Here is an 11,474-nt window from a genome sequence, read left to right as displayed (position 1 = left end):
TTACCCCCCCCCCCCGCCCCCGGCGGGGCGGGGGGGCGGGGGGGGGGCCGCCCCCCCCCCCCCCCCCGCGGGCGCCCCCCCCCCCCCGCCGCGGCCCCCCCCCCCCCCCCCCGCCGCCGTATCCGGGCCCCGTCGCCGGCACAAGGAGCCGCCGTGATGTCCGCGCTTCCCGTCTCCCGTACCGCGCCGGACGGTTCGGCCGTCGTGCGGGTGCTCAGCTACAACGTCCGCTCGCTGCGCGACGACGAGGCGGCGGTCGCGCGGGTGATCCGCGCCTGCGCGCCCGATCTCGTCCTGATCCAGGAGGCGCCGCGGTTCTTCCGCTGGCGCAAGGCCGCCGAACGGCTGGCCCGCGCCGGCGGCCTGACGCATGTCACCGGCGGCGCCACCACCACCGGCCCGATGATCCTCGCCGCGCTCCGCGTCCACGTCGAGCGCACCGCCGACGTCCTGCTGCCCCGCACCCCGGGCCTGCACCGGCGCGGCTTCGCCACCGCCGTCGTCCGCGTCGGCGGCGCCCGGTTCGGCGTCCTCAGCTGCCATCTCAGCCTCGCCGCCGACGAGCGGTACGCGCAGGCCGGACGGCTGCTGGCGGAGCTGGCGGCGCTGGACGTGCGGTACGCGGTGGCCGGCGGGGACCTCAACGACCGCCCCGACGGCCGGAGTTTCCGGCGGCTGTCCGGTGCGCTCACCGACGCGTGGGCGGCGCACCCCTGGGGCGGGGAGTTCACCTCCACCCCGCGCGAGCCGTACCAGCGCATCGACGCGCTCTTCACCACCGACAACATCGAGGTGCTGGGCTGCGGCGTCCCGCACGGGCTGCCCGGTGTGCACGCCGCGGATCTGACGGCCGCCACCGACCATCTGCCGGTGCTCGCGGCGCTGCGGATCCCGGCGGACGCGCCGTAGGCGGCCTCAGACCACCGCGCCGCTGCCGGGCGTCGGCCCGTCGTCCTCGTCGTCGCCCTTCATCCGGGCGATCAGCGTCGCGAAGCCGCCGAGGAAACCGCCGATGCCCAGGACCGTGATCCACCACGTCACCGGTTGCTGGAACAGCACCATCAGGACCAGCAGCAGCGGGCCGCCGAGCACCGCGAGCCAGGCGAACTTCGTCGTGACGTCGGCCTGCGGCAGCGGCGGCGGCTCGGGCGGGATGAAATGCCCCTCGTCGGATTCGTCGAAATCAGCCTCGGACGGTTCGGCGGAGCTCCAGTCGCGCGGGCCGACGCCCGGCGCGTACACCACGAAGCTGCCGGGGGAGCCGGTGCCGGGCGCCGCGGGGCCGGAGGGCGCCTTCGGTCCGTCGTCCGCGGCCTGCTCCTCGGGCCCGCGGTCCGCTCCGGTGGCGGTCTCCGCGTCGGACGCCTTGGCAAGGGGGCCCGGCCGCTCGTCGTCGGTTGTGGGCTCGCCGGGGTCCGTGGTCTCGGCCCGTACCTCCCGGCGGGCGTCGTCCCACGCCGGTTCCTCGCCGTAACCCGCGATGATCTGGGCCCAGGCGGCCTCTTCGTCCAGCGGATCCTGGGGATCGCGAGGGCTACGCTCCGCCACGGGCCGCCGTCCCCTCGTCCGCCGGGTCGGTCAGCGCGCCCGGGGCCAGCCGCTCGATGAAGGCGGCGGTGTCGCGGAAGATCTGCTCGGCGTCGTGGTCGAGCGTGGCGACGTGGTAGCTGCGCTCCAGCAGCGTCCGGTCCACGTCCGTCGACGACACCCGGGCCAGGATCCGCTCCGAGTCGGCGGGCGGGACGACATGGTCCTGCGGGCTGGTCATCACCAGCAACGGCTGGGTGACCTGCGGGAGTTCGGCGTCCACCAGCCGGAAGAACTGCCGCACGGAGTGCGCCGCGTGCAGCGGTACGCGGTCGTAGCCGACCTCCGCCGCGCCGGGTTTGGCGATGTCGCTCGCCAGCCCCTTCGTCGTCGGGACGAGATGCCGCAGCATGGGCAGCAGCGCCGCCACCGCGTCGTGCACCTTGTTGGCGGGGTTGACCACCACGACCCCGCTGATCGCGTCGCCGTGCCGGGCGGCGAGCCGCAGCGCCAGCGCGCCGCCCATCGACAGCCCGCAGACGAAGACCGTGGCGCACCGCTCGGACAGCGCCCGCAGCTCGCGGTCGACCTCCGCGTACCAGTCCTGCCACGTCGTGACCGCCATGTCCTGCCAGCGGGTGCCGTGGCCGGGCAGCAGCGGCAGCGCGACGGTCGCCCCGCGGTCGGCGAGATACTCGGCCCAGGGGCGTACGGACTGGGGGGAGCCGGTGAAGCCGTGACACACGAGGACGCCGACCTCTCCGCCGTCACGGCGGAACGGCTCGGCTCCGGGAAGGAGCGGCACCGGGGAACTCCGATCATGAGGGGTCTGGCTCGTCACCTGCAGCGTACGCGGAGTGACGCCGGTCGGGTAAGGGCGATCCCGCGATCCCGGGGCGGCCCGGGGAGCGCCGTGCCCCGGACGGCGGGCCGGAGGCGACGAGCCGGGTCCCGGGCCGGGTTAAGGTCTTTGCGTCACACACAGGAGGCAGTCGGTTGATCTACGGCGCAATGAAGTTCTCCCTCGGCGGTTCGCTCAAGCTGGCGTTCCGTCCCTGGGTGGAAGGCATCGAGAACGTTCCCGCCGAGGGTCCGGCGATCCTCGCGAGCAACCACCTGTCCTTCTCGGACTCCTTCTTCCTGCCCGCGGTCCTCGACCGCAAGGTCACCTTCATCGCGAAGGCCGAGTACTTCACCTCGCCCGGCGTGAAGGGGAAGCTGACCGCCGCGTTCTTCAAGGGCGTGGGCCAGCTGCCCGTCGACCGCTCGGGGGCGCGCGGTGCGGGCGAGGCGGCCATCAAGAGCGGCATCGAGGTGCTGGAGCGCGGTGAGCTGTTCGGCATCTACCCGGAGGGCACCCGCTCGCCCGACGGCCGCCTCTACCGCGGCAAGCCGGGCGGTCTGGCCCGCGTCGCGCTGGCCACCGGCGCACCGGTCATCCCCGTCGCGATGATCGACACCGAGAAGGTGCAGCCGCCCGGCAAGATCGTGCCGAAGATGATCCGGCCCGGCATCCGCATCGGCAAGCCACTGGACTTCACGCGCTACCAGGGCATGGAGGGCGACCGCTTCATCCTGCGCTCGGTCACCGACGAGGTGATGTACGAGATCATGAAGCTCTCCGGCCAGGAGTACGTCGACATCTACGCGACGGCCGCCAAGCGGCAGATCGCCGACGCGAAGAAGAAGGCCGAGGCCGAGGCGAAGATGGCCGAAGGCTCCGGCAAGGGCAAGGGGCACGGCACGGACGGACCGGGTAAGGCCGAGGCCGGGGCGTAGGCGCGCCCGGCGAGGGGTGGGGGCCGGGGATGGCGGACACCGACAGCAGGACGGAAGCGGGCGGGGAGGCGACGGCCACGGCGCCCGTCGCGCCGCGGCCGGGGCTGCGTATGTCCGTCGAGCTGCCGCTGTGGCGGGCGCTCACCGGCTACCGCATCCTGACGCTGATCTACACGTGCTGCCTGGTCGCCGCGCAGTACGAGAAGTACGTGCATCCGCTCGGTGCGGTCGGCTACATGGCGGCGCTCGCCGTCTGGACCGCGCTGACCTGGCGCCACACCACCTCGGCGGAGCGCTGCACCCGCCGCTTCCTGGTCGGCGATCTCAGCTTCGCGGTGGGCGGCATCCTGCTGACCATGGTCGTCGAGTCCCATGAGCGGATCATGGGCGGCGCGGCCACGCTGCCGTCGATCTGCACCGCGGGCTCCGTCCTCGCCTTCGCGATCAAGGGCGGCTGGCGGTGGGCGATGCTCGCGTCCAGCACGGTGGCCGTCGCCAACCTCGTCGAACGCGAGGCGCTGGCCGGGAACACCATCCACAACGTCGTCCTGGTCTGGGTGGCGAGCGTGGCGATCGGCTACGTCGTCGAGGTGGCCCGCGACAGTGAGCGCACCCTCGCCCGCGCGCTGCAGATCGAGGCGGCGACCCGGGAGCGGGAGCGGCTGGCCCGCGACATCCACGACAGCGTCCTCCAGGTCCTCGCGATGGTGCAGCGCCGCGGCGCCGCGATCGGCGGGGAGGCGGCGGAGCTGGGCCGGATGGCCGGTGAACAGGAGGTCGCGCTGCGGACGTTGGTGGCCGGCGGCCTGGTGCCGTCGCCCCGCGCGGGCGGACCGGCGTCCGCTGCCGCGCCGCCGGCGCCCGGTGTGGCGCCCGGTGACGCGGCGGGCGGCCGGTGCGATGTGCGGGCGCTGCTCGCCCCGTACGCCGGGAGCGGGGTGACGTTCTCCGAGCCGGGCGCCGCCGTGGAGCTTCCGGCGCACGCCGCCGGGGAGCTGGCCGCCGCGGTCGGCGCCGCGCTGGACAACGTACGGGTGCACGCCGGGGAGGACGCCCGCGCGTGGGTGCTGCTGGAGGACGAGCCGGAGGCGGTCGTGGTGACGGTCCGGGACGACGGGCCGGGCATCCCCGAGGGGCGGCTCGACGACGCCGAGCGGGAGGGCCGTCTCGGGGTCGTCCTGTCGATCCGCGGGCGGCTGCGGGACCTGGGCGGCAGTGCCGTGTGGCTGTCGGTCCCCGGGCAGGGCACGGAAGTGGAGTTGACCGTACCCAAGGGCGCACCGCCCGAGGGCCGACGCGGGGGACGGCGCGCGCATGAGTGACCAGGACGGAACGGGGCCGGTGGGCGGTTCCGGCGACGGGATACAGGTGATGGTGGTCGACGACCACCCGATGTGGCGGGACGCCGTCGCCCGGGACCTGGCGGCCGCCGGGTGCGAGGTGGTGGCCACCGCGGGCGACGGCCCGCAGGCGGTCCGCCGGGCCCGCGCCGTCGTGCCCCAGGTGCTCGTCCTCGACCTCAATCTGCCGGGGATGCCCGGCGCGCAGGTCTGCAAGGAGGTCGTCGGCTCGCACCCCGGTGTGCGGGTCCTCGTGCTGTCGGCCAGCGGGGAGCACGCCGATGTGCTGGAGGCGGTGAAGTCCGGGGCGACCGGCTATCTGCTGAAGTCGGCGAGCACCGAGGAGCTGCTGGACGCGGTGCGCCGCACCGCCGCCGGGGAGCCGGTCTTCACGCCGGGGCTGGCCGGGCTGGTCCTCGGCGAGTACCGGCGGCTCGCGACGGAACCGGCGCCTGCCACCCCGGACGAGCCGGGCGCCCCGAGGCTGACCGACCGGGAGACCGAGGTGCTGCGGCTGGTCGCCAAGGGCCTCTCGTACAAGCAGATCGCCGAGCGGCTGGTCATATCGCACCGCACGGTGCAGAACCACGTCCAGAACACCCTCGGCAAGCTCCAGCTGCACAACCGCGTCGAGCTGGTCCGGTACGCCATCGAGCGCGGGCTCGACGACGCGTGACGGCGGGGTGCGGCCCCGGGGCCGCGTCATCGCCGCGCCTCCGTCCCGCCCGTACGGGTGATCGTCGGGCGCCAACTCGCCCTGGACGCACCGGAGTCGGCCGCACCCTCATCCCCGAGTGACCCGGATCACGTCTAGCGTGACCGCATCGGTGCACGCAGGGCCATGTGCGGCCCTCTGACGGGATGTAGGTGAAGGCGATGCGGGTCGGAGTGCTGACCGGCGGTGGCGACTGCCCCGGTCTGAACGCGGTGATCAGGGCTGTCGTCCGCAAGGGCACCCAGGAGTACGGGCACACCTTCGCGGGCTTCCGCGACGGCTGGCGCGGGCCGTTGCGGGGCGACGTCCGCCCGCTGGACATCGCCGCGGTCCGCGGCATCCTGCCCCGCGGCGGTACGGTCCTCGGCTCGTCGCGGACCAACCCGTTCCAGGAGGAGGACGGCGTCCGCCGGATCAAGGAGACGCTGGCCAAGGGGGAGATCGAGGCGCTGATCGCGATCGGCGGGGAGGACACCCTCGGTGTCGCCGCGCGGCTTTGGGAGGAGCACGGCATCCCCTGCGTCGGCGTCCCCAAGACCATCGACAATGACCTCTCGGCCACCGACTACACCTTCGGCTTCGACACCGCCGTCGGCGTCGCCACCGAGGCCATCGACCGGCTGCACACCACCGCCGAATCCCATATGCGGGTCCTGGTCGTCGAGGTGATGGGTCGCCACGCCGGATGGATCGCGCTCCACTCCGGGCTGGCCGGCGGCGCCAACGTCATCCTCATCCCGGAGCAGCGCTTCGACATCGAGCAGGTCTGCGCCTGGATCGAGTCCCGCTTCCGGGTCCGCTACGCGCCGATCGTCGTCGTCGCGGAGGGGGCGATGCCCCAGGACGGCCAGATGGTGCTGAAGGACGGCAGCACCGACGCGTTCGGGCACGTCCGGCTCTCCGGGGTAGGGGAGTGGCTGGCCAAGGAGATCGAGGCGCGGACCGGCAAGGAGGCGCGGACCACGGTCCTCGGCCACACCCAGCGCGGCGGCACACCCAGCGCCTTCGACCGCTGGCTGGCCACCCGCTTCGGGCTGCACGCCGTCGACGCCGTGCAGGCCCGCGATTTCGGCTCGATGGTGGCGCTGCGCGGTACGGACATCGTGCGGGTGCCGCTGGCCGAGGCGACGGCGCAGCTGAAGACGGTCGATCCGGCGCTGTACGCGGAGGCGGGGGTGTTCTTCGGCTGACGGTGTGGGGGCGGGCGGTCGCGCTCCGGGGGCGCGCGCCGCCGCCCGGTGCGCCCCGTCCCCCGTCGCTCCACCGGGCCCCGCCCGCCCGCGCCGCGGCGGTGCCCGGCACCTCGCCCCGTATATTCGGCCCGGCGGACAAAAGCCGCGAAACGGCCGGGGTGTGAGGCGAGGAGGAGAGCGGTATGGAAATCGTCGCGTTCGGGGTGCAGACCGATGAACGGCCGCTGCTGGAGCGGGCGTTCGCCGACCGCCACCAGATCCGCTGCCTGGACGTCAACCTCGACCGCGACACCGCGCCCATCGCCCACGGCTACGAGATCGTCACCACCGACGTCAACTCCGAGCTGTCCGCCGAGGTCCTCCAGACCCTCTTCGTCGGCGGTACGAAGCTGATCGCCCAGCGCGCCACCGGCTACAACAACATCGATCTCCAGGCCGCCGCCGACCTCGGTATGACCGTCGGCCGGGTCGCCGCCTACTCGCCCTACGCCGTCGCCGAGTTCGCCTGGGCGCTCGCCCTCGCCGTCGACCGCCGGGTGATCCGCGCCGCCCAGCGCACTCGTCTCTTCGACTTCCGCCTCGACGGGCTGATGGGCCGCGACCTGCGGGGACGTACCGTCGGCGTGGTCGGCACCGGCCGGATCGGCGAGGCGTTCACCCGTATCGCGCACGGCTTCGGCATGCGCCTGCTGGGCTGGGACCTCGTCGAGAACCCGGCCTGCCGCGACCTCGGGATGCGCTACGTCGACCGTGACCAGCTCTTCGCCGACTCCGACCTGATCACCCTGCACGTCCCGCTGACCGACACCACCCGCCACCTCGTCGACGCCGCCGCGCTGGCCGCCGTGAAGGACGACGCCCTGCTGGTCAACACCAGCCGCGGCGGACTCGTCGACACCGCCGCCCTAGTCGAGACCCTCAAGTCCGGCCGCCTCTCCGGCGTCGCCCTCGACGTCTACGAGGAGGAGGCCGGGATGTTCTTCCACGACCGCTCCCTCGACGTCGTCCGCGACGATGTCCTGGCCCGACTGATGACCTTCGGCAACGTCCTCGTCACCTCGCACCAGGCGTACTTCACCGCCGACGCGGTCGGCCAGATCGTCGACGCCACCCTCGTCAACGTCGAGGACTACCTGGCCGGCCGCGGCGGCGCGAACCTCCTCGTCACACCAGGACAGCCGCCAGCAGCTGAGCGGTGAGCCGCGCCCCGTCCAGCGTCAGCACCGACTCCGGGTGGAACTGCACCCCGGCGAACCCCGGCCCGCGCAGCGCGTGCACCTCGCCGCTCCCCTCGTCCCGGCTCAACTCCACGCGGTGCATGGCCAGTTCGGCGGCGGTGGCATCATCGCAGCGGGCGGTGAAGGTGTTGTAGAAGCCGACGGTCTCCGGCCGCCCGAAGAAGTCGATCCGCTCCTGCGCCCCCTGGAACGGCACCTCCTTGCGGACGATCTCCAGCCCCAGCTCCGCCGCCAGCAGCTCATGGCCGAGACAGACCCCGAGGACCGGCCGGTCCGTCTCCCGCCCGCTCACCAGCCCGGCGGCGAGCGACCGCAGGAACCGCATCTTCGGGTCGGCGGCGTTGGACGGATCGCCGGGCCCGGGGCCCAGCACCACCGGCCCCCGGTGCGCCCGCACCGCCTCCTGCAGCCCCGGTTCATCGAACCGGCGCACCGTCACCTCAAGGCCCGACGTCCGCAGCAGATGCGCCAGCATCGCGGTGAAGGTGTCCTCCGCGTCCACGACCAGCGCATGGCCGCGCAGTGCGGCGGTCGGCTCGCCGGACCGCATCCGCAGCCAGAACGGCGCCAGGTCCGCCCGCCGCGCGTCCAGCGCCGCCCGCACCCGCGGATCGTCCGCCAGCCGCGGCACCGTACCGCCCGCCGCCGGACGCTCCGGCGCCGGACGCACCCCCAGCGCGGTGAGCACGCCCGCCGCCTTCGCATGCGTCTCGGCGACCTCGCCGTACGGGTCCGACGCCCGCACCAGCGTCGCCCCGACCGGCACCCGCAGCCGCCCGTCCGCGTCGATGTCGGCGGTACGGATGAGGATCGGCGAGTCCAGCGTCTGTGCCCCGGACTCGTCCCGGCCCAGCAGCGCCAGCGCGCCCGCGTAGTAGCCGCGGCCCCGGCCGTCGGCGGCGCGCGGCTCGTGGCGCTCGATGACCCGGCAGGCGTTCTGCACCGGCGAGCCGGTGACCGTCGCCGCGAACATCGTCTCCTTCAGTACCTCCCGCACATCCAGCGAGGTCCGGCCGCGCAGCTCGTACTCGGTGTGCGCCAGGTGCGCCATCTCCCGCAGCCGCGGCCCGACGACCACGCCGCCGCCGTCGCCGACGGTGCACATCATCTTCAGCTCCTCGTCGACGACCATCGACAGCTCCTCCACCTCCTTGCGGTCGCCCAGGAACGCCAGCAGCCCCTCGGCGGTGGGGCCGCCCGCCGGGTAGCGGTAGGTGCCGCTGATCGGATTCATCACGACGGTGCCGCCGCCCGGGACGTCCGGTCGCGCCCCGGTCATCCGCACATGCACCTCCGGGCTGGCGCCGACCAGCGTCCGCACCCCGGGGCGGTGCACGACATACGTCCAGTACGCGCCGCGCTCCCCGGCCAGCAGCCGCCGGAACAGCGCCAGCGCGTCGGCGGCGCCGAACCCGTCGATCGCGCCCTCGAAGGTCCGCCGGATCACGAAGTTGGCGCCCGCGCCGCTGCCGATCTCGTCCCGCACCACCCGCCCGACGATCTCGGCGTACGCGTCGTCGGCCACGTCGAACGCCCCGTCGCGCACCGCCACGTCGTGCGCCGGGAGCGCGTCCAGCACGGCGCCCAGGGGCAGTTCGTACGCGGTGTGCGGGCGCAGTACGGCGAGCGGGGTGCCGTCGTCGTGGGCGGTGAAGCCGCGCTCGCGGATCTGCCGGAACGGGACCAGCGCCAGTGCGTCGGTGACCGGCGCGCCGGGCGCGTCCGGGCCGTCGCCGAGCGGGATGCCGGCCAGCCGCTCGACCTCGGTGACCTCGCCGATCAGCACCTCGACCGACGTGCCGTCGCGCCCCGGCGACCGGCGGCGCAGCAGCGCGAACGGCGGGCAGCCGGGGGCGAGCAGCTGCCGCACCAGGGCGGCGGCGTCGTGCGGCGCGGGGGAGGGGTCGGGGTGGTGCATGCCGGGTTCCTTCCGGGAGGGAGGAACGGCCGGTGGATACACCGAAGGCCGCCCCTCGGGCGGCCTTCGCGAAGTTCGAGTGAGTACGCGCGTGTCAGCGGGCCGCCGGATGAGCGGTCCACCACCAGTTCGTGACATGCGGCGCGTACATGCCGGGCACCCTACCGGACCCCGCCGGGACCCGGCGGCGCCGTCCGCACTCCGGACGGTCCGGAGTGCGGACGGGAACCGGTACGGAGCCGGTGCCCGGGGCGGCCCTGGGTGCCCGTATACCGGGTGCGGTCCGTCTCACACTCCGGGCGGCGCCCGATCGCCCTCCGCGGACCCCGTAATGTGGACGGTGTGACCGTGAACGCTGAAACCCACGCCGGTGGCAACACCTGGCGAGACCTGCCCGCGGCGCAGCAGCCCGACTGGCCGGACCACGAGGCTCTGCGCGATGTGATCGCGGAGCTCGAGTCCTATCCGCCGCTCGTCTTCGCGGGCGAGTGCGACCAGCTGCGCGAGCGCCTGGCAGCGGTCGCCCGCGGTGAGGCGTTTCTGCTGCAGGGCGGCGACTGCGCGGAGGCGTTCGACGCCGTCTCCGCCGAGCACATCCGCAACAAGCTCAAGACGCTTCTCCAGATGGGCGCCGTCCTCACCTACGCCGGGTCCGTCCCGGTGGTCAAGGTCGGCCGGATCGCCGGTCAGTACAGCAAGCCGCGCTCCAAGCCCACCGAGACCCGCGACGGCGTGACGCTGCCGACCTACCGCGGCGACTCCGTCAACGGCTTCGAGTTCACCGAGGCGGCCCGGATCCCGAATCCGGAGCGCCTGAAGCGGATGTACCACGCCTCCGCGGCGACGCTGAACCTCGTCCGCGCCTTCACCACCGGCGGCTACGCCGACCTGCGCCAGGTGCACGCCTGGAACCAGGACTTCGTGAAGTCGTCGCCCTCCGGCCAGCGCTACGAGGCGCTGGCCCGCGAGATCGACCGCGCGATGAACTTCATGAACGCCTGCGGGGTCGACCCGGAGGAGTTCCGCACCGTCGAGTTCTTCTCCTCGCACGAGGCGCTCATCCTCGACTACGAGTCGGCGCTCACCCGCACCGACTCGCGTACCGGCCGGCTGTACGACGTGTCGGGCCACATGGTCTGGCTCGGCGAGCGCACCCGCCAGCTCGACCACGCGCACGTCGAGTTCGCCTCGCGCATCCGTAACCCCGTCGGCGTGAAGCTCGGCCCGAACACCACGGCCGAGGACGCGCTGGCGCTCGTCGAGCGGATCGATCCGGACCGCGAGCCGGGCCGGCTGACCTTTATCACGCGGATGGGCGCCGACAAGATCCGCGACCGCCTTCCCGAGCTGGTCGAGAAGGTCACCGCCTCCGGTGCGCAGGTCGCGTGGATCTGTGACCCGATGCACGGCAACACCTTCGAGGCGGCCTCGGGCCACAAGACCCGCCGCTTCGACGACGTGCTCGACGAGGTCAAGGGCTTCTTCGAGGTCCACAAGTCGCTGGGCACCCACCCGGGCGGCATCCACGTCGAGCTGACCGGCGACGACGTCACGGAGTGCGTGGGCGGCGGCGACGAGATCTTCGTCGACGATCTGCACCAGCGCTACGAGACCGCCTGCGACCCGCGGCTCAACCGCAGCCAGTCGCTGGACCTGGCCTTCCTGGTCGCGGAGATGTACCGCGATCAGTGAGTCCGTCCGTCGCGACGGCATGCGACACACCTGTGGGGGGGGGGGGGGGGGTTGTGGGGCGCCGGGGTGTGG

The 11,474-nt window shown here is 73.6% G+C and carries 11 protein-coding genes; 7 read left to right on the top strand and 4 right to left on the bottom strand.

All coding sequences use genetic code 11. From position 1 onward, the window contains the following. Positions 1-156 precede the first annotated feature (156 nt). Positions 157-909, top strand: a complete 753-nt coding sequence (locus ACFWWQ_RS22215) for an endonuclease/exonuclease/phosphatase family protein (protein ID WP_384598729.1) — start codon at positions 157-159, stop codon at positions 907-909. Positions 910-915: 6 nt separating this feature from the next. Here the strand turns inward: ACFWWQ_RS22215 and ACFWWQ_RS22210 are convergent, their stop codons facing one another. Then, positions 916-1,548, bottom strand: coding sequence for a hypothetical protein (locus ACFWWQ_RS22210; RefSeq protein ID WP_384598727.1), 633 nt, complete (start codon positions 1,546-1,548; stop codon positions 916-918). After that, positions 1,535-2,332 (bottom strand): alpha/beta hydrolase, encoded by a 798-nt coding sequence (locus ACFWWQ_RS22205; protein ID WP_384598725.1) that lies wholly within the window; start codon positions 2,330-2,332, stop codon positions 1,535-1,537. Before ACFWWQ_RS22205 ends, ACFWWQ_RS22210 begins: the two co-directional genes overlap by 14 nt. Before the next feature lie 191 nt (positions 2,333-2,523). Here ACFWWQ_RS22205 and ACFWWQ_RS22200 point away from each other — a divergent pair, with 191 nt between their 5' ends. The 5 genes from ACFWWQ_RS22200 (at position 2,524) to ACFWWQ_RS22180 (ending at position 7,753) form a co-directional block, all read left to right on the top strand. Further along, positions 2,524-3,306 (top strand): lysophospholipid acyltransferase family protein, encoded by a 783-nt coding sequence (locus ACFWWQ_RS22200; RefSeq protein ID WP_384598722.1) that lies wholly within the window; start codon positions 2,524-2,526, stop codon positions 3,304-3,306. A 29-nt stretch (positions 3,307-3,335) separates the two neighbouring features. Then, complete coding sequence (gene macS, locus ACFWWQ_RS22195; protein WP_384598720.1) at positions 3,336-4,628, top strand: MacS family sensor histidine kinase; 1,293 nt, start codon at positions 3,336-3,338, stop codon at positions 4,626-4,628. Further along, positions 4,621-5,322, top strand: coding sequence for a response regulator (locus ACFWWQ_RS22190; protein WP_384598718.1), 702 nt, complete (start codon positions 4,621-4,623; stop codon positions 5,320-5,322). Before macS ends, ACFWWQ_RS22190 begins: the two co-directional genes overlap by 8 nt. A gap of 200 nt (positions 5,323-5,522) precedes the next feature. Further along, positions 5,523-6,551: a 6-phosphofructokinase gene (locus ACFWWQ_RS22185; protein WP_384598716.1), complete on the top strand. Its 1,029-nt coding sequence runs from the start codon at positions 5,523-5,525 to the stop codon at positions 6,549-6,551. Between the two features lie 185 nt (positions 6,552-6,736). Then, on the top strand, positions 6,737-7,753 hold the full coding sequence (locus ACFWWQ_RS22180; protein ID WP_384598714.1) for a 2-hydroxyacid dehydrogenase: 1,017 nt from the start codon (positions 6,737-6,739) through the stop codon (positions 7,751-7,753). Here ACFWWQ_RS22180 and ACFWWQ_RS22175 read toward each other — a convergent pair. Together ACFWWQ_RS22175 and ACFWWQ_RS22170 are read right to left on the bottom strand one after the other, a co-directional pair. Next, positions 7,719-9,710 carry an anthranilate synthase family protein gene (locus tag ACFWWQ_RS22175; RefSeq protein ID WP_384598712.1) on the bottom strand — a complete coding sequence of 664 codons (1,992 nt, stop codon included), beginning with the start codon at positions 9,708-9,710 and terminating at the stop codon, positions 7,719-7,721. The genes ACFWWQ_RS22180 and ACFWWQ_RS22175 overlap by 35 nt on opposite strands. Positions 9,711-9,804: 94 nt before the next feature. Then, on the bottom strand, positions 9,805-9,861 hold the full coding sequence (locus ACFWWQ_RS22170) for a trp operon leader peptide (protein WP_384598785.1): 57 nt from the start codon (positions 9,859-9,861) through the stop codon (positions 9,805-9,807). A 191-nt stretch (positions 9,862-10,052) separates the two neighbouring features. Between ACFWWQ_RS22170 and ACFWWQ_RS22165 the strand changes: the two genes are divergently transcribed. Continuing rightward, positions 10,053-11,402, top strand: coding sequence for a class II 3-deoxy-7-phosphoheptulonate synthase (locus ACFWWQ_RS22165; RefSeq protein WP_384598710.1), 1,350 nt, complete (start codon positions 10,053-10,055; stop codon positions 11,400-11,402). The last annotated feature ends 72 nt before the right edge of the window (positions 11,403-11,474 follow it).

Origin of the sequence: Streptomyces sp. NPDC059080, assembly GCF_042739975.1 — a bacterium.
In the GTDB taxonomy this organism is placed as follows: domain Bacteria; phylum Actinomycetota; class Actinomycetes; order Streptomycetales; family Streptomycetaceae; genus Streptomyces; species Streptomyces benahoarensis.
This window is presented reverse-complemented; position numbering and strand designations above follow the sequence as displayed.